The sequence below is a fragment of the Bordetella genomosp. 9 genome, from assembly GCF_002261425.1.
Taxonomy (GTDB): Bacteria; Pseudomonadota; Gammaproteobacteria; order Burkholderiales; family Burkholderiaceae_B; genus Bordetella_C.
In genome coordinates this window covers 705,567-722,775 of sequence record NZ_NEVJ01000002.1, presented here as the reverse complement: position 1 = coordinate 722,775, position 17,209 = coordinate 705,567, and the positions used below count along the sequence as shown (strand labels likewise).

Below are 17,209 nucleotides of genomic sequence, written 5' to 3'. Positions count from 1 at the left end.
GCTAAATGGGCGTACCAGTTTTAGACACGCGTCATCCGTCCCACTATTTCGTTGTATTTACATCTGGTAAGGTGTCGCGGAATTTTCTACCGAGACACCGATGCCAAATATTTCGCGACGGAAGCTGGTGCAGAAAGAGCTGCATTACAAAAAAGCAACGTTCCTAAATCCGACTCCCCTGACGCTTCAGGACATGCTGAAAGCGGCCCTGGCTAAGCTCGATGTAACGCAGCGTCATGAGGAGGTCAACGACGTCGGATTGGGCTCCGACAACATGCCGACGGTGGTTCAACGTTTCGTCAGGCTATTAAATTCACCTAGAGATTTTCGCGGATTCCAGTTTGGCGTTCTCGTGCTTTTCACGCCAGGGGATCACCACTTAGTGATTGATGCAGTGAAGCGAGATATGAAACCGGGGGAACACCTGGCAGAGCTCGACGTCGCGAAGCACGCGCCGCCAGATGGCAAGCATTTTTTGGACACCCTGCTGCACTTCGCAGTCAGGGATAACCACGTCGTTGTCATCCAGTCGATGTCGCTCCGGGCAAGACACCTACAGGATCACCTCCAGTGGTTGCTTAGAGAAGCCAGACAGATAGACGATAAGCAAGCGGTTTTCCTTACGGATGAGATCAGCGAATCGATCAAAGCGAAATTGCGCCAAGCGCCCATCAAAAGCATGAAGCTAGAGACTCAAATGGTCTCAGCCATTGAGCTGCCGGACGGTACTGAGGACACTAGCTCCAAGGCGCTGCAGGCGGTCGGCAGGGGCTGGGAAGCGATGAAGGGACTCCTGGGCGGCACGTCCTACAAACCGATCACCGGCGAAGAACTTGAAGAAGTTCCAGACATCGGCGTTAAGATAGAAGTCACCGTGCGAGGTCGCGCGCCAGCCGGAACCACCAACGACAAGGTAATGAAATCGCTGATGGGCGCTCTACAAGGCGCCGACGGCGTCCGATTCAGGGCTAACCTCAAGGGCGTCGGCACACTGCGCAACGAGGATTTCTATATCCACGATCGTAAGTCGATTGGGAGCTTCGATGGGCAACTTGTTCAAACTGAAGCATATGAAGAAATGGCGAAATGGCTCGAGTCACTCATTCATAGTGGCCAAATCAACGTCGACGTTTAATGCATGAGACTGCTCGGCGTACTCATTGCTTTGGTCGCAGGTTTGGGGCTAAATAAATGGCTCCCCGCGGTCGTATGCGACTTGGCGTCGGGAGCGGTGCCGTCTACGGCTTTAGGCGCCGCTGGGACGCTTCTCACTGTGCTGTGGGCCACGGCTTACAGTCGGATGGGATCCTTAGAAAAACTTGACGATCTTCGCAGCGAGCAGCGAACCACGGTCCAAAGAAGAACCCACCGCTACAAGATTCAAATCGTCGTCTCCATTGCACTCAATGCGGTCGTTGGCGTTGGAACGCTCCTTGCAAACGAGTTCGTCAAGCTGCCAGCAGGGCAAGCATATACAGGTGGCTGGCTAGCCTACCTGATACTGGGATCCATTGGATTCTGGGTTGGGGGACTTGTGCAGTCTTGCTTTGCTCTCCTGTCGATAGAGCGGAGCAGAGACGCGCTTTCTGAAGCCCAAGCGGCCGAGCGAGTTCGGCGGACGTACTTAGCAAAGATGCGGGTTGATGCCGAGACACGCCCCATCAACCGTCATGACAAGCACCTTGCCGGTTATAGCGGCGACGCCGTTTAGATGTGCTCCCACTACACCGCCCTGAAGAAAGCCGAGCAGATGGAGCGTTACTTCCGCGCTCGCGGCATCCCGATTCCAAAGTCGGACATGTGGCCGAAGTACCCGGGCGTGTTCGTGCGCCGGCCGGCTGAATGGGAGTCGGGCGACGAGGCCGTGCCGGAGCGTGAGGCGGTGGTTGGGCGCTGGGGGCTTATTTCGGCCATGACGCGACCGGACAACGCCGACAAGGCGCAGAAGCTGTCCACCTTCAACGCTAGATCCGAGAGCGCCGCCAAGTCGTTCACGTTCGGCAATGCCTGGCGTCGTGCCCAGCACTGCATCATCCCGGCCGATGCCGTGTTTGAGCCGGACTGGCGCAGCGGCAGGGCCGTCGCGACCAGGTTCACCAGGGCCGACGGCGCGCCGCTCGGCATCGCCGGCCTGTGGGATAAGTGGCGCTCCCCGACAGGCGAATGGATCGAGAGCTACACGATGCTGACCATCAACGCCGATCACCATCCCCTATTCAAGGATTACCACCGGCCAGGCGATGAGAAGCGCATGGTCGTGATCCTGCCGGATGGTGCGTACGGCGACTGGCTGACGGCCAGCGCTGCGAATACCATGGATTTCCTGAATCCCTATCCGGCTGACCAGCTGGTGGCCGAACCGGTCGTCAAGACGGCAGTCGCCACCGACGAGGAATGACCATGGGCCGCAAAGCGGGATCGCTGAGCAAGGATGACCTACACACCGTCGCCATCGCCGTGGGCGTCCTGCCGCCGGACGGCGAAATGACGCCAGAGCTCCTGGAGTACACCCGGACCATCGTTGGCCACTGTGCCTCGATTGGCGACCGGTATACGGATGAGGATGGTTCCGCAGGGGACGAAATCAGGGCTGCATTCGGACTTGGATAGAGCGATATACTGTTTATCCATACAGCACATCGATATGCTCTACCATGCTCACGTGCAACATTATTCGAACGCACCGGATGGGCGAGCCCTTGCAGGTCAAGGACTTCGACATGCCCATAAAAGGTACGGTGCGCATGCAGACCGTCCACCACGAAGGCCTTAAGCGCGCGGTGCCAATCCTGACCGTGGCGTCCTTCGAGCAGTTCGGGGCGTCGCGCCCGGCCCGTATTCCGGATCTCCTTGAGCCCCAGCTCCTGACGTTCGGTTCTGACCGCGGCATGATGGTCCGCGGCTATGAAGAGATCGACGGCCGCCGCTTCTATCAGGGCTGGTGGATCACCTGGGCGTAGCGGAACGACGCAAGCGGGCGCGTCTCTACTGATCAGATTTCGAAATAGGCGGCGCGCCGGCGATATGGGCGGCGATCACTTCCTTCAGTTCGAACACGCCGGCGCGCGCTGCCGCTGTGGCAGAAGGGAATAGCTGGTCAGATGCTCGGGCGACGTATGGGCGCTGACAGTCCGGCCGCACCTCTACAGTCCATCCGTACTGCCCCGACGGCGATACAACATCCACGCATAAAACAAATCTGTAGCCTGTAAGAACTTCGGTGATCAGATCCATTGTCCCGCCCGCTCCTGCTCCCGTTGCGGCCGGGGCGGCATGTCCCTTGCTCTACGGTGAATCTCACCCTAAGGAGCACACAATGGCTGATGACCTGAAGACCGAGGCCCGCGCGACCGCGCCCGCATCGCACTGGATGAAGACTGGGAGCTACGGTACTGGAGCAAGGAGTTCGGGTGCACGCCTGACGAGCTGCGCCAGGCCGTGAAGGACGCCGGCAGCAATTCCGTGGACAAGGTCCGCGCGATCCTGAAGAAGTAGGCCATGCCAGAGCCGCCGGACTTCATCAAGCCGCCGCTGGCCGTGCTCGTGGACGGGCCGCCGCCGAGCGGCTACGCCTACGAGCTGAAGTTCGACGGCTACCGCATGCTATGTCGCATCGATGAGTCCGGCGTACGGTTCTTCAGCCGCGAGGCGAAGGACTGGACGCCGAAGCTCGCCGACCTGGTGCGGCGCATCGAGGCGCTGAAAATCGCCGGTACCGGCTGGCTCGACGGCGAGATCGTGGTGATGGACGAGCACGGCGTGAGCAGCTTCCAGCGCCTGCAGAACGCCATGGACAAGAGCGTCGCCAAGCAGGTGCAGTACGTGGCATTCGATATCCCGTACTGGAACGGGAAGGACCTGCGGGAGTTTCCCTTCGTGGAGCGCACAAAGGCACTCCAGGCGGTCCTGGCGGGGGTGCCTGAGAACGCCGCCATCATGCGCAGCACGGTCGCCGAGGTGGACTCCAGGGACCATGCCCTGTTGCTGCTCGCGCAGGCCTGCGAGCGGAAGCTAGAAGGCCTGATCGGCAAGCGTCTGAACGCGCCCTACCGCGCGGGGCGCACGGACACATGGATCAAGCTCAAATGCCGGCCCAGGCAGGAATTCGTCGTGGGCGGATGGACCAACCCAGGCGGATCGCGAAACGCCTTCGGCGCCCTGCTCGTCGGCTTGCGAGAAGGCGACAGGCTGCGCTATTCGGGCCGCGTAGGCACTGGGTTCAGCGGAAGCACCCTCGACATGCTGATGAAGCGCCTGACGCCCCTGGCTACCGAGGAAATGCCGTTTATCGAAAAGCCCGTGCTGTCGGACCGCTGGGGCGGCAATTCAAAGCCGACCATGCACTGGGTCCGGCCTGAGCTTGTCGTGGAGGTGGCATACACGACGATCACAGACGGCGGCATCCTGCGGCAGGCTTCCTTCCAGGGCGTGCGAGAGGACAAGCCGGCGCGCAAGGTGACGGGCGAACGCGTCAGAAGGCGACCCTGAACATTCCTCTTGCTCTTATAAACATTTTTGTTTATACTTCTCCCATGTTCAACGGATAAGGGAGGTGCGGTGAAGCAGAGCGAGTTCAGACGGTGGCTCGCGGACCAGGGGGCGACTTTCAAAGAAGGCACAAGTCACACGAAAGTCTACTTCCAGGGCAAGCAAACCACCCTGCCTCGGCACGGTAGCCAAGAAATAGGCGAAGGGCTGAGGCGAACGATCCTTAAGCAGCTTGGATTGAAGAAGTAAGGGAGGCCCCGCAAGGGGCTTCCTGCTCGCCGATCACCACACCCCATGCAGGGAGAGAATTATGTTGCGCTATCCAGCCAAGATTGAGCCGGACACGGTTGGCTACCTCGTTACGTTCCGGGATATACCGGAAGCCAATTCAGCGGGCGAGACGGTGGAAGAAGCACGCGAAATGGCCGCCGATGCTTTGCTGGTAGCCATGGATTTCTACTTCGAGGACCGCCGCCCCGTACCTCCGCCATCCAAGGCTCGGGACGGTGAGGTGCTGGTGGCGCTACCGGCCAGCGTTTCGGCCAAGGTTCTGTTGCTCAACGAAATGCTGGCCCAGCACGTCACGCCGGCCGAACTCGCGCGCCGCATGGGTACCCGGCCCCAGGAAGTGAACCGCATCGTAAACCTGGAGCACGCCACGAAGATCGACACGATTGCGCAAGCGCTGGCCACAATGGGCAAAGAGCTTGAGCTGTCGGTATCCTAGTTACAGCAGGCTTGCCGGCTCTGAGGCAATATCCCAGCTGAATATGAGGAGTTCGCCACGCTCCACGCCGGCACCTCCGCCAACCGTGTAACGCAGATCGGTCCGTTCAATTGGAAAATCGCGAAAGACCGAACGGATATCAGGATGGTCGTTTAGGCTGATGACGGCCCTGCCTTTCAATCGAGGAAGTAGCGCCGCCATCCGCTCGTATTCCTCGAAGGGGAAGTCAACACCATATCCCTCTGTTTTCCAGTACGGAGGGTCCATGTAGAACAGCGTGTGCGGTCGGTCGTAGCGTTCGACACACTCGCACCATGGCAAGTTCTCGATATAGACGCTCGCGAGCCGCAGATGGGCCGCGGACAGACTCTCTTCAAGTCGCAGCAGATTAAGTCCCGGTGGGCTCGTGGTTGCAGTCCCGAAACTCTGGCTCTCCACGCGTGCACCGAAGGCGTTCTGCTGCAGGTAGTAGAAGCGGGCTGCACGCTGAATATCGGTCAAGGTCTCTGGACGGGTCTCCTTCTGCCATTTGAATACCTGACGAGACGAAAGCGCCCACTTGAACTGGCGCACGAATTCCTCCAAGTGATGCTGCACAACCCGGTAGAGATTGACGAGCTCGCCGTTGATGTCGTTCAGCACTTCCACCTCGGCAGGCAGGCCGCGAGCAAATAGAAGCGCCGCACCGCCAGCAAATGGTTCGACGTAGCAACTGTGCTCCGGGAAATACGGGAGGATGCGATCGGCCAAGCGCCGCTTGCCTCCGATCCAAGGGATGATGGGTTGGGTCATTGCAAACCAATCTGTTAACCTCGGCCCGCTCACGCGTGAGTGGGGGGCCTCGGCTGGCTTGCAGCTTGCTCTGCATGTTGGCGCTTGCCGGTCGTGTTGCCGCACGACCGTTGGGCGCCCCTCTTTCTTCAAGAATTCGAGCCGCCACGGACTCAAATGCCCGCGCGCTGGGCCGTTAGGCACAGGGGCTGACCTCCGCCGGGTGCAGTCGCCGCACTCCGGCATCGGTAGGGCAGCCCCGACGTGGATACGTTTAGCAATACAATGCATCCCGCCCAATATTCAAAGCGGGAGACGACGTGTCCTATCGCATTGCACTAACCGCCTTGCTTATCGCAACAATGCTCGCCGGCTGTGCCGCGCGCAGCAGTACGAAGCGAACCAAGGAGAGTGTCCAGATGCCTCCATACAGTGGCCCTGTGTGCTTCCTGCCCACCCCTCTGCCCACGGACGTCAAGGCGACGCCGATCGGCAAACTGATCGGTTCGAAGCGCTGGTACGGGGGAACGACCGAAGTTCTGCAGGTGGCCGCCGATGAGGCGCGCCGATCGGGCGCCGATGTGGTGGCGAACGTGAAGAGCGGGCACCGCGTCGGCGCATTGGCCTGGGCCCGGCCGGTGGCCACCGGAGACAGCTACCGCCTAGACGAAGGCGTCACCATCGATTGCGTGAAGCTCGGTGGAACGCTGAGATAGCTGCGTCGTGCTTCTGCGGAGTGGATGTAATACCAGCCGCCACTGTGCCGGAGATCAGCACCGGCCACCACAGCCGCCCTATGGGGCGGCTTTTTTGTCTTCGTACGCCGTTACAGCCGCATCATGCTTCGCTGAGCATTGCCCGTACATGAAAACCAACTCCATGTATGCCGTTGCCAGGGCATCCCAGTGCTGGCTATCGAATGCCGGAACCGGGGGACACGGCTGAGCCACGTTGACCGGAAACGGCGGCCTTGGCGATTGCGTCTTGGATGCTGCGCAGCCGGCCAGGGTCAATGACACAGCCAGCAGGCAGAGGTGCTTTAACCACGGTTTCATGGTATTCCTTGATAACTGTTGGTGTCGCGCTGGCCAGGGAGTCTATTTGCACGGCCAACTGCGTCGAGATATCCGACAGCCGTCCCGTTTCGACCTTGAACTGCTGAAGGTCCGCTAGCGTATGCGCGGCCTCACAGGCGGCCTTACCCGACTCGTAGCCAGAGTGGTGCAGCCACCACCCACCAACGACAAGGCCACCCACCAGCGCAGCTCCGCCAGCCGCCGCCCATATTCCAGACGTACCGGCCGTTGCAATCTTGATCGTGTCGAGGATGCTCATGGCGTATTCAACCAGTCTGGAACATCGGCCGGAGGCGGCGGGAGCTGGTTCAATGCGCGATCCAGTGTTCCTGCGGCATCCTGCGCGACCGATGCCGCGCGGCCAGCTTTCGTCGAAGCGGCCGATGCAGCGGTGCCGGCCTCGCCGGCCGCCCGCGCCGCCGTCTTGGCCGTAGCGGCCGCTTGCTGCGCAGTCTGGGTCGCGGTCTTTGCCGTTTCGGCGGCGGCCGCAGCTTTGCTTGCGGCATCTTTGCTGGCCGTGGCCGCAGTAACCACCCTCCCGGTGAGCAGGTCCAATGACGCCTGATAGTCCTCTCGCTGTGCCGTTATGACGTCCTGCGCCCTCGACCAGGCGAACAGCGACCCAGTCGCCGCGCCGCTTATGAAGATCGCGCCTACGAGCGCCACTGCATAAGCGACGCGGCACCAATGTGCCAAGCGCGGATGCCGGCAGGCACACCATTTAAAGAGCTTTGCCATGGATGGCCTCCTGGAGTTGCTGCTGCAATTGCCGGATCTGCGTTGTCAGGTCATCGATCCGCTGGTTCTGCTTGTCGATCAACTGGTTCTGACGGTCAATCGTGTCCGCCTGTAGCTTGGAACGCTCGGTTAACCCCGCCAGCTGTGCGTTGACGTTGCCCAGCTCCCGTAGGATGTCGTTTCGCTCCCTGTAGGCGTCGTTGGCCGCTTTGCGCGCTTCGTCGGCTTCTTTGTTTGCGGCCTCCAACTGGCCCTCGAGCCGCTCGATCGCGTCCTTCTCGGACTTGGCGCCCGCGAGAGACACCGCCAAGCGCGCGAGCAGGATGGGCAACACCTTCCACGCCGCGCCGCCGCCGATCAGAGCGGCGACGACATATGCCGCGATCTGCGGGATAGACAGCGCGTCGCCGGATACCGCCGCCGCGGAGGCATCAGCCGCGACTGTCGCGATCATCATGATTGCGGATTCCATCACGCCCCCAACACGCCGCGCGCAACTTTCCATCGCCGCATGCGGTCCACGTAGCCGTTCAACCCGCCATTAATGCGCCTCGTGAGCGCTTCGAAGTCGCCTGATGCGGCAAGGCCATTGCAACCATGAGCCTGCCACCACCAGGCCGCAGATCGTGCCGCAAGGTCCGTCTGCTCCAACAGTTGCGGATTGCCCAACACGTCGACCCCGAGTCCCCGGGCCACCTTGGCATAGTTGGACCGGCCGGTGATCTGAATGAGGCCGCGGCCCATGTACTTCTTGCCGTCGCCAGGCTGCGTGTTCCCTAGGTCGAGGCGGCCTTCGTACCTCTGTTGGGCTGGGGTGGGGCCCCACAATTCTTTCGTGTGGATGAAGCCCCCGCTCTCATGCCCGACCTGGGCGAGATAGGCGGCGACGCGCGTTGGCGTATCAATGCTGAACTCGTCCATTGCGTTCAGCACCGGGACATACCATCGGTCGGCCTGGGCGTCCGATAAGAGAGCCGCGGCGGCGAATTCTTCCTTGGTCATGCGTTCTCCAGGCGAAAAAAAACCCGCCGGAGCGGGTTGGGGTGACATGAATCTAGAGGCGCTACTGCACCAGGGACGCCTCCACGAATGCGTCATCGAGCAAGTCCGCCGGAATCCCCATCTGTTCGGCAGCGTATCGCAATGACGGACTGTCGCGCCGCCATGTGGGCGCCCGAAGCCAGGCGATCTTCCGTTCGTCATCATCGGGAAGCAGTGCGAACAATGCATCAGCGTCATCCCACCAGCCGCGCCGGCGCATCACCACCTCGCCTTGGTAGCGTGTGACCTCTTGCGGCACGAACACCTTCGCGGGATCGTGGGAGGCATATACAGCCACAACAGCATCTCTTTGTGCTGCCGACAGATCCCCAACGAAAGTGATTGTTCCATCGGACATCCATAGGAACGGAAGGCCTAGCAGCCCTGCGGCCTCCAACTCGAACCCGAATGTCGGGCCGATTCTCTTCTGTTGGGTCATATGAGGACCTCCGCCCTAAGATGAAGTTGGAAAGTGCCGGTTCCGCCGCCCACGCGGATGCTAGCGCCGGGCTGGAAAAACCCGTCCTGATTCGCCGGAATGGCGAATGACTGCGCGAAGGCCTGGAACTGGTTCGCGACCGAGGGCTGCGCCGTGGATTCGATGGTCTGCGCCGCGCCCTGGTCGGTGATCACCGCGTAGGATGGCATCAGCGCTTGCGTGTTGGTCCCATTGCCCCACAGGCTCACATCGACGGACTCCCCTTTCCACGCCAGCACATTCCGCGCGGTGGCACTCACACCAGTTAAGGATGCAGTGGACGCGTTGCTTATCGTCGACGTGACGATCTGCTTGCGGCGGTTGAACCAGCTCGCAACCCCGCGCTCTGTCGTGCTGTCCAGCAGCTGATCTGCCCCATTGACTCGGAACATTCCGACCAGCAGAAAATCAGGGTTCCCGCTCGCCACCTCGCTGCCATCCGCGTTTGTGACGTGCGCGGTCTGAAGTGCGAGAAGGTTGAGTACTCCATTGGTTACGCGGAGATAGACGAAATAGATCAGCCCGGCCGCCGCCTGCGAGAACTGTGCTTCGATGCCCGCCGCCGGAATGACATAGCCTTTTCCGTTGACGGTGATGCGCGAGCCACCGTATCGGACCAACTTGACGGATTTTGGAGCGGCGCCGAGCACCAGTCTGCACTCGGCGAATCGAAACACCGGCAGATACCGCGCCGCAGCGGTATCCCACTCCATCGGACCAGCGTCCGACACATATATGGAGCCAATGTTCGAAGTGGGCAGGTTCGCGGCCGCGAATACCGGCAGTCCGCCCTCCACCTGCATCTGTTCGAAGTATTCCTGCGCCTGGGCTGCGCTCCCAGCGGCCGCACCGGCTGCCGTCTGAGCATCGGTGCGCGCCTGCGCGGCGCCCGTTGCGGACTGAGAGGCGCTTGAGGCGCTGCCGGCGGCCTGCTCCGCGCTCGTCGCGGCCGCGGTCGCGCTATTCGCGACATCCTGCTCCTTCTGATTGACCTGTTGCTGGAGCGTGTTCGCTTGTTGTGCGAACAGAGGCAGCGCGGCCATAAACGCGTCCGCGCGCTCGGGGAAGTTCGCGGGATCGCTCCGGCTGGGCGGATCGGGCAATGGGGTTATCGGCATTATGTGAGTCCTTCGATCTCAAGGTTGCAGAAGTTGACCAAGGGATAGGCGATATCGATGCTGAAATCACGGTAGAAGCCAAAAATCGTCAGCGGACCAAGCTCTTCCGATTCGGCGCCAATCCATACGCAGGGCGTCGCGCGAAGCCCTGACAGCAGGCGATACACGGCGTTGAACCGAGCCGCGTCGACCCACAGTCGTTGCGACATTCGGCGGGAGAAATTGCGCTTGCGAAATGTCGTCTTGCCGGTTTCGGACGTGTCCTTCCGACTGTAGTCGATGATGCCGGCGCTTCCTCCATACTCGCCGTCACCGATGAGGTACGCAGTGCCAGGAATGAGCGCGCCGCACGCCACTTGAGCGTTTAGCGCAATGATCGACACCGCTAAGTGCAGGCTCCCGTAAGCCGGCAAGTCCGTCAACACCACTTCGGACAATGGCGCGAACGGTTCGAAGAAGTACTCGTACCAGTTGGTGACGATGGACGCCTCCAGCCGTCGCTCGGTGGTGTAGATCACCGGCCCATTGAGCCCATCGCGCCCCGTTACCTCGACCTTCGATCCTTCCATCCCTAGCAAGGCCAGGCTGTTCACAAGCCCGGGCTTGACCACCACCGTCAGGGGACTGTCGCGCACGGTCTGCGTGCTCACCTGGTCGTCAAACATGGCCCATTTGTTCGTGGGGCCTGAAAGAGCCCAATAGAGCGGGTCCGTGCCCGGGGTGTGGCCAGTGTTGGGCGTCTGCACCGACTGGTAGATATTCGATTGATAGACGACATTCGCGCCCACGGGGTAGTTGGTTGCAGCGTTGTAGGTCGGATAGTCGTCCTCGGCCACATTCGAACTTACCAGTTGCGCCGGCCCAATAGCTACGGGCTTGATCACTTTCATGCTTGGACCTCCACGTGAAGCGGCTCATCTGCGTCGGTGCGTACCGGCATGCCCTCCATTTCGAATCGCTCCAGCTGCCGCGTGGTTTTCGCCGTGTTGCTGGCCATGGCGCGAGCCTCGACGCGCAGCCCCTGGACCTCATCGCGCAGCGACTGCTGCTCCTGCAACAGCGCTCGCAGCGCCGCCAGCAGCTGCGCCTGATCGGAGCCACCGGCGAGGATGCTCTGCGTCTGCTGCGCATTGAAGATGCGCGACGGCCCGGTGACCTCCAGCTCAGGGCCGTTTTCACCGACGAGTCGCAATCCGCCGTCATGATCGCCACCGGTGGCAAACGCCGCCACCGGAGCGCCGATCAGCGCATTCACTACCTGACGAAGCCCGTTCACCGTGGCGTCACGCGCCGCGTTGATCGCGTTCGTGAGGATCTGGTCGCCACTGAGGGCTGAGCTTTGCAGCGCAGCCAGTGTGGCGTCGATCTGGCCCAGGAGCCCCAGGCTTTCTTGCTCGTACCCCTTCGGCGCCACCGCGTCCATTCGCTTCGCGATTGCTTCTGCGCGCGCCAGGGTCGTTGCGATGAATGCCTGGTACTGCGTATCCGACGAGAAGGCATCGCCGGCGGCGGCCAGCAGCGGTTGGAGCATGCTGTTCAACTGGTCCGCATAGCCGGTTAGCGCATCGCCGTCCGAGCCGGCTGCCTTGGCGTACAGCTGAGCGAAGTCGCTCTGCATGACCGCGAACTGGTCTTCAGGATCAAGCTGGCTGACGCGGTAATCCTTCACCGTTTTGCGAAGCGCGGCCGCACCCTCAGACAAAGCGGACGCCAGCGCCTTCTGCGCCTCGTAGTACTTGACCGTCTGATTCCGCAAGTCGCTGAGCGTCGCCACCGACTTCGTCGCATTCAGCGCAAACTGCTGGAGCGAGTCGGTGTAGGCGAGCTGCTCGTTCCTGGCATTGCGAGCGGCCTCCGTAGCGGCTGCCTGCGCGCTGGCCGCGGCGCTGACCGATTGCGCGTACTGGTCGCGCAACCGCCCCACATCGACGGCCTGGGGACCGCTGGCGAAGGTGTTCTGCGCTGATATAAATGCTGCGATCGCGTTGTCGTAAGCTTGCTGAGCAGCAGGAAGCTGCGCTTGAGCAATAGAGCGGGCCTGATCTAGCTCTTCCCAGTTGTCCTTTTTGTAGCCTACCGTCTTGGGCGCATATATGTCCCAATTCAGCTTTTGCAAGCGGGCGAGGGCATCATCCTTCGTCTTCTGCGCGGCATTCAGCGCGGCATAGTTGGCCTCGTACACCCTTTCCGTCGAGACGTATGCCTGTTCCGCGACATTGCGCTGGCCAACCGCCCCGGCCGATTGGGCCCCGGCCCAGTTCAGCGCTGCAGTCGCCTGAACGAGTCCCGCGTTGCTGGGCAGCGACGTGCTGATCCCAGCGATGGCCTGCCGAATTGCTGCAGGCGACATAGGCGCCGGGTCCAGGATGTCACGCGCCGACTGCCGCACGGCCATCCGCTCATTGCCAATGGAGTCGAACAGCGACTTCATGCGGTCAGCCAGCTGCTGGAATGCGGCGTTGAGCGTAGCCACAAACACATCGGCGTCGACATCCGCCAGTGCGTCGCCCATCGACTTGAAGTCGATGATGGTCCCACCAAGGCCTTGTTGCAGCAGGGCAATCTGATCACCGAGATCGGCGCTTGCTTGCTGCGCACCAGAAAGCGATCCATCCAGATTTGCAGTGGAGCCTTGGAAGTCCAGCAGACCGGCATCCAGGTCGAGGAACAACCGCGAGATTTGCCCGGAAACAACGGATGTCTGCTGGAGCGTGTCCGCCAGCACAAGCGCGCTGAGCGCAGCAGCGTCCATGGCAGGCACGACCCCGCCGCGGCCCGTATAGGCGGCCAGGATGCGCGCAGCCATCTCCTGCCCCTGCCGCGCCGTCGCTTCCACCACCGCGGCAAACTCAGGCGCCACGGTCAAGAGCGCGGCGTAAGCGGCCTGGCCAGCGTCTGAAGTGAGGTCCAGGGCGGACACCATGGCGCGGAATTCTTCCATGGTGTTGGGCAGGACGATGTTCAGCCCCTTGAGCTGGTCGTTCATGGAGGCGAGGCTCAACTTGGCCCGCTCCGCCTCCGAGTAATATTGCTGGTAATACTGCTGCGTGGCCTGGGTCATCGCATCGATGCCGCCGAATGCGTCCGCCAGCTTGGTGGCCGTCGCCGCCCCCGTGACCGACACGTCGAACAGCTTCAGGTCCAGCAATTTCAGCGATTGGTTGACCGCCGTCAGGTTCGTGCCCAGGCGCGCCAGCGTTGCTGAGGCCGTCTCGCCCTCCTTTGCGAAATCGGCAATGTTGGGGACCAGTGAGCGGACCAGGTTCTCGCCCACCGACGAGATAGCGTCCTCGATGAGTTTCTGGTTCGCCTCTTCGTCTTCGCCGAGCGTCACGCGGATCTGCTCGCTGTAGGTGTCCAGCGACTTAGCAGACACGCCTACGACTTGCGCCATGGCGGCCGCGTTCGCCTTCATCTGGTCGAAAGCGGTGCTCACCTGGTCAATGAACGAATCGTCGAGCGTACCGATCTGCGTGCCGCTCTTGTTGCTGCGAAACAGACCGCCCTTCTGCTTCCATGGCGTGCTGGTGTAGCCGCTGAAACCAAGGGAGCCGAAGTCTCCAACCAGCGAGGTGTCGCCATACTTCACCGGGCCCATGCCGAATAGGCGGGCGACGGTCGACGATCCGGATAGCATGGACGCCAACTCCCCACCCAGGCCGGCGCTTCGCAGGATCTTGTCCGTCCACACTGAAGGGCCGGTAACTGGGTTGTATTTGCCGAAGTCCGATAGCGTCCCGTTATCGGCATCCCAGCCCTGCTTATAGAGCGACCGGCTGGCCAACATGCCAGCGGCGATCCAGCCAACAACTGGGATGGCGCCGGCAAAGCTAGAACCGAGCCCGGCAGCAGTGCTGCCGGCCGTGGTAGGGCCCGCCACGCCGGCGGCCAACGTCGCGCCCTGTCCCGTCATACCGAGCGCGAACTGCTGCGCGGCCGTTGAGCCAATGGCGCTGCCAATCGAAGAGATGCCCGAAGCCAGCGATGCAGTCAGGCCGCCGGTCAGTGCGCCGTATGCGTTGCGCACCAGCCCGAATGCATTGGTTGCGTTCAGGCCGACGCCGGCCAGGCCGGCAGCGCCCGACGATCCGGACCCAGCAAGCGAACTAAGTGCGCTGGCTCCTGAAGCCAATGCATTTGTTCCAGTCAGGCCCAACACGCTGGCGGCAATGTTGACCACGATCGGCTGCAGGAACATCTTGTATATGACATCGGCAACCGTGGTCTTGAAAGTCGTCACGAGCGACGTCGTGAACGCCTTCCAGCCTTCCTTACCGTTGTTCAGCATGCCGGCGAAGCCCTGACGGAACACGTCACCATACTGGTCGACCGTCTTTTCCCAATCCCGTACGAAATCGGCGTTGGCTTTCTTCTGTGCGTCCTTCACGTCCTTGGCACGCACAGCCGTCACCAAGCGCTCCCGCGCATCGATCTCCTGGTTGATCAGGTCGATCTCTTCCTGTGCCCCGTCGAAGCCCTGCAGGGCCGCTTTGCGCTCTTCAAGGCGCGCGATGGTCAGTTGCTCCAGCGCAGCCTTGCTCAGACCGTAGGTGGCAACCTGGTCCTCCGTGGCCTGGGCTTCCTGCGTGATCTTCGCGATGCCGTCGCGCACGCCATCGAGGTACTTTTCGCGCGACTCAAGGAACGCCTTGGTTTCGGTGTTCGCACGGACCAGCGCGCCGGCCTCGGCGGCGAGCGCCTGCGTGTGCTCCAGGCTGGCACGGACTCGCCCCTTGAGGTTGCCCTGCAGAAGCTCACCAATCTCAGCGGCACGGCGCTCGAACTCGTTCAACTTGCTCGTTTGCAGGCCGCGCTCCGCCAGTTCGGTGGACAGCGCCTTTTCCTCACCGATGCGTGCGTTCAGCCGCGCGGCCTCGGTGTCGGCTACGGTCGGCCCGGTGCCCTTGTCCTCGAATTTCTTGTTGATCGCATCGAGCGCCGTTCGGTGGGCCTCGTAGACCTGCTGGTACTCCTGCGTTCCCTCGCGCAGGCCCTCAATGGCCTTCTGGAATGCCTGCTGCTCCTGCTGGATCGCCTTCACGCGCTGCTGCGAAGGCGAGTTGCGGCTGTCGCTGTCCAGGTAGCTGGCACGGAACGTCGCGCGGGCCAGTTCCTCCTGCTGAGACTTGCCAGCGGCTGCCGCCGATGCCTCGGCGTAATACTGACGCTCCAGGCGATCCTGTTCCGCTTGAGCTGCGGCGAGCTGCGCCGCAAGTTGCCCGGTAGGGCGGCCTCGTGACGACTGCGCCAACAGCTTGTCGCCGAGGTTCTGCACGACACCCGCCTGCGCGGAAATGCGGTCCTCCAGCGATGCCGGACGGCCGATATCGAGCATCGCGTCCCAGGCACCCTTCGCCACATTCTTCACGCGGTCCCAGGCGCGCTCCAGCACACCGAGGTTCTGCTCGAGCTTTGGCGCGCGGTCATTCAGCGCGTCGGCGTATGCCTTCTGCGCCACGGCCGCGGCCTGGGCACTCTGCCCCTGGCGCTCCAGCGAGCGGATCTGCTCGTAGGTGCTGGCCGTCAGGAAGTTCATGCCCTCGTTGAGCTTGAGCACTGCGTCGAGTGGGTCTTTGCCCAGATCGAGGAACGCCTTGACGGTGTCCTCCGCGGCGGTGCCAGTGACCTTCTCCCAGCGGATCGCCGCCTGGGCGAACTGCTCCATGTTCTCGGCACCCACCTTGGTGCTACGCGCGAACAGATCCAGGACGGCGGCAGCCTGGCCCTGCGTGCCGACCACATCGGCAATGCGGCGCGCCATCTGCTGCAGGTCGCCAGTCGTTTTGCCGGCCAGCGCACCCGTCTGGATGAAGGTCCGATTGAACTGCTCCGCCTCACTGGCGCCTTGAGAATAGGCAACGGCCAGCGCGACCGCAGCACCGGCGACCAGGGTGAGCGGATTGACCATGCCGGCGATATATCCGGTCAGGGCGCGTGCCGTGGGCGCTATGCCCCCGAACAGATCCTTCAGCTGTCCGCCCTGCTGCAGCAACACCGTTAGAGGACGCTGCCCGCCTTGGAGGGATACCGCTATATCAGTGAACTGAGCCGGCAATCCCCGCGTGGCCGCCAACAGCGCCTTCGCCGACATGCCGGCCTGGCCCTGCGCCGCGGTCACCGAATTCAATTGATCCAGGTACGGCTTCAACTGGTTCGGATCCACGCCGCGCTGCTTTGCGATGGCCTGGAAATACTCCGCCGTACCCTTGGCGCCGGCCTGGGTCACGGCAATCTGGCGTTCGATCTGGCTGATGAGGCTCTGAGTCGAGCGCTCCATCTTTCGGGAGGCTTGGTCGCCATCGCTGGCCGCCTTTGTCAGACTCTGCGACGCACCGCGGCCGAGATCCTCGATCGACCGCTTTGCCTTGCCTGTCTGCTGCGTCACCTCGGCCATGGTGGCGCTGAGACCAGATGCGTCGCCCGTGACGGCGACGACGCCTTCCGCGATGACTTCAGACATAACAGATTCCAGTAAAAAACGCCCGGCAGGGCGGGCTACTTCTTGGACATTTCGTCGAGGGCCGCGTTTTCCATGATCCGGACCTCTTCCTCCAGCTCCTCGTAACGCTCGGGCGAGAGCCCCATGCGATCCATCTTGTGGAAAAGCACGCCGTAATCCAGCCCCGTGGCGCCGGCCATGCCCACACGCCACTGTGTGCGTATGGACAGGAACAAGGAGAGCGCTTCCTCGTGACCTGGCCAAACCTCAACGGGAGGTCCGGCCACGTCGTCTAGCGTCAAGCCGAAGGCCGCCAGCTCATTGGGGTCAGGG

At 62.0% G+C, this 17,209-nt stretch carries 20 protein-coding genes; 9 read left to right on the top strand and 11 right to left on the bottom strand.

The genetic code is table 11. The annotated features are described in order from the left end of the window. Window positions 1-100: 100 nt before the first annotated feature. From CAL26_RS09365 to CAL26_RS09350, 4 genes are all read left to right on the top strand, one after another. Entirely contained in the window at window positions 101-1,135 is a 1,035-nt protein-coding gene (locus CAL26_RS09365) for a hypothetical protein (RefSeq protein WP_094846606.1), read from the top strand. 576 nt (window positions 1,136-1,711) lie between these two features. Then, window positions 1,712-2,398, top strand: coding sequence for an SOS response-associated peptidase (locus CAL26_RS09360; protein WP_094846605.1), 687 nt, complete (start codon window positions 1,712-1,714; stop codon window positions 2,396-2,398). A gap of 2 nt (window positions 2,399-2,400) precedes the next feature. After that, entirely contained in the window at window positions 2,401-2,610 is a 210-nt protein-coding gene (locus CAL26_RS09355) for a hypothetical protein (protein ID WP_094846604.1), read from the top strand. 44 nt (window positions 2,611-2,654) lie between these two features. Continuing rightward, window positions 2,655-2,960 carry a hypothetical protein gene (locus CAL26_RS09350; protein WP_256988258.1) on the top strand — a complete coding sequence of 102 codons (306 nt, stop codon included), beginning with the start codon at window positions 2,655-2,657 and terminating at the stop codon, window positions 2,958-2,960. Between the two features lie 25 nt (window positions 2,961-2,985). On the opposite strand, the gene CAL26_RS28065 is transcribed toward CAL26_RS09350, so the two are convergent. Next, a complete protein-coding gene (locus CAL26_RS28065; RefSeq protein WP_143277388.1) occupies window positions 2,986-3,234 on the bottom strand; it encodes a hypothetical protein in 249 nt (82 codons plus the stop codon). Between the two features lie 126 nt (window positions 3,235-3,360). On the opposite strand from CAL26_RS28065, the gene CAL26_RS09345 reads away from it, so the two are divergent. From CAL26_RS09345 to CAL26_RS09330, 4 genes are all read left to right on the top strand, one after another. Continuing rightward, the gene (locus CAL26_RS09345; RefSeq protein WP_306437095.1) at window positions 3,361-3,495 is read left to right on the top strand and encodes a DUF3606 domain-containing protein; all 135 of its coding nucleotides are present in this window, start codon (window positions 3,361-3,363) and stop codon (window positions 3,493-3,495) included. Window positions 3,496-3,498: 3 nt separating this feature from the next. Then, window positions 3,499-4,488: a non-homologous end-joining DNA ligase gene (gene ligD, locus CAL26_RS09340; RefSeq protein WP_094846603.1), complete on the top strand. Its 990-nt coding sequence runs from the start codon at window positions 3,499-3,501 to the stop codon at window positions 4,486-4,488. A gap of 69 nt (window positions 4,489-4,557) precedes the next feature. Then, window positions 4,558-4,737 (top strand): type II toxin-antitoxin system HicA family toxin, encoded by a 180-nt coding sequence (locus tag CAL26_RS09335; RefSeq protein WP_094846602.1) that lies wholly within the window; start codon window positions 4,558-4,560, stop codon window positions 4,735-4,737. Window positions 4,738-4,798: 61 nt separating this feature from the next. Further along, window positions 4,799-5,215 (top strand): type II toxin-antitoxin system HicB family antitoxin, encoded by a 417-nt coding sequence (locus CAL26_RS09330; protein ID WP_066660835.1) that lies wholly within the window; start codon window positions 4,799-4,801, stop codon window positions 5,213-5,215. Here the strand turns inward: CAL26_RS09330 and CAL26_RS09325 are convergent, their stop codons facing one another. Further along, window positions 5,216-6,007 (bottom strand): DNA adenine methylase, encoded by a 792-nt coding sequence (locus tag CAL26_RS09325; protein ID WP_094846601.1) that lies wholly within the window; start codon window positions 6,005-6,007, stop codon window positions 5,216-5,218. A 398-nt stretch (window positions 6,008-6,405) separates the two neighbouring features. Here CAL26_RS09325 and CAL26_RS09320 point away from each other — a divergent pair, with 398 nt between their 5' ends. Further along, window positions 6,406-6,702 carry a hypothetical protein gene (locus CAL26_RS09320; RefSeq protein WP_143277387.1) on the top strand — a complete coding sequence of 99 codons (297 nt, stop codon included), beginning with the start codon at window positions 6,406-6,408 and terminating at the stop codon, window positions 6,700-6,702. A gap of 196 nt (window positions 6,703-6,898) precedes the next feature. On the opposite strand, the gene CAL26_RS09315 is transcribed toward CAL26_RS09320, so the two are convergent. The 9 genes from CAL26_RS09315 to CAL26_RS09275 all read right to left on the bottom strand — a co-directional run bounded on the left by CAL26_RS09315 (window position 6,899) and on the right by CAL26_RS09275 (window position 17,178). Beyond that, entirely contained in the window at window positions 6,899-7,321 is a 423-nt protein-coding gene (locus CAL26_RS09315; protein ID WP_094846599.1) for a hypothetical protein, read from the bottom strand. Further along, window positions 7,318-7,800 (bottom strand): hypothetical protein, encoded by a 483-nt coding sequence (locus CAL26_RS09310; protein ID WP_143277386.1) that lies wholly within the window; start codon window positions 7,798-7,800, stop codon window positions 7,318-7,320. Before CAL26_RS09310 ends, CAL26_RS09315 begins: the two co-directional genes overlap by 4 nt. Then, a complete protein-coding gene (locus CAL26_RS09305; RefSeq protein WP_143277385.1) occupies window positions 7,784-8,257 on the bottom strand; it encodes a hypothetical protein in 474 nt (157 codons plus the stop codon). The genes CAL26_RS09310 and CAL26_RS09305 overlap by 17 nt, the downstream gene beginning before the upstream one ends. A 14-nt stretch (window positions 8,258-8,271) precedes the next feature. Next, window positions 8,272-8,802, bottom strand: coding sequence for a glycoside hydrolase family 19 protein (locus tag CAL26_RS09300; RefSeq protein WP_094846596.1), 531 nt, complete (start codon window positions 8,800-8,802; stop codon window positions 8,272-8,274). A 61-nt stretch (window positions 8,803-8,863) separates the two neighbouring features. Further along, entirely contained in the window at window positions 8,864-9,280 is a 417-nt protein-coding gene (locus CAL26_RS09295) for a hypothetical protein (protein ID WP_094846595.1), read from the bottom strand. After that, entirely contained in the window at window positions 9,277-10,437 is a 1,161-nt protein-coding gene (locus CAL26_RS09290) for a hypothetical protein (protein WP_094846594.1), read from the bottom strand. The genes CAL26_RS09295 and CAL26_RS09290 overlap by 4 nt, the downstream gene beginning before the upstream one ends. Continuing rightward, complete coding sequence (locus tag CAL26_RS09285) at window positions 10,437-11,327, bottom strand: hypothetical protein (RefSeq protein ID WP_094846593.1); 891 nt, start codon at window positions 11,325-11,327, stop codon at window positions 10,437-10,439. The genes CAL26_RS09290 and CAL26_RS09285 overlap by 1 nt, the downstream gene beginning before the upstream one ends. Continuing rightward, a complete protein-coding gene (locus CAL26_RS09280; RefSeq protein ID WP_094846592.1) occupies window positions 11,324-16,897 on the bottom strand; it encodes a phage tail length tape measure family protein in 5,574 nt (1,857 codons plus the stop codon). The genes CAL26_RS09285 and CAL26_RS09280 overlap by 4 nt, the downstream gene beginning before the upstream one ends. Window positions 16,898-16,932: 35 nt before the next feature. Continuing rightward, the gene (locus CAL26_RS09275; RefSeq protein WP_094846591.1) at window positions 16,933-17,178 is read right to left on the bottom strand and encodes a DUF1799 domain-containing protein; all 246 of its coding nucleotides are present in this window, start codon (window positions 17,176-17,178) and stop codon (window positions 16,933-16,935) included. Between the last annotated feature and the right edge of the window lie 31 nt (window positions 17,179-17,209).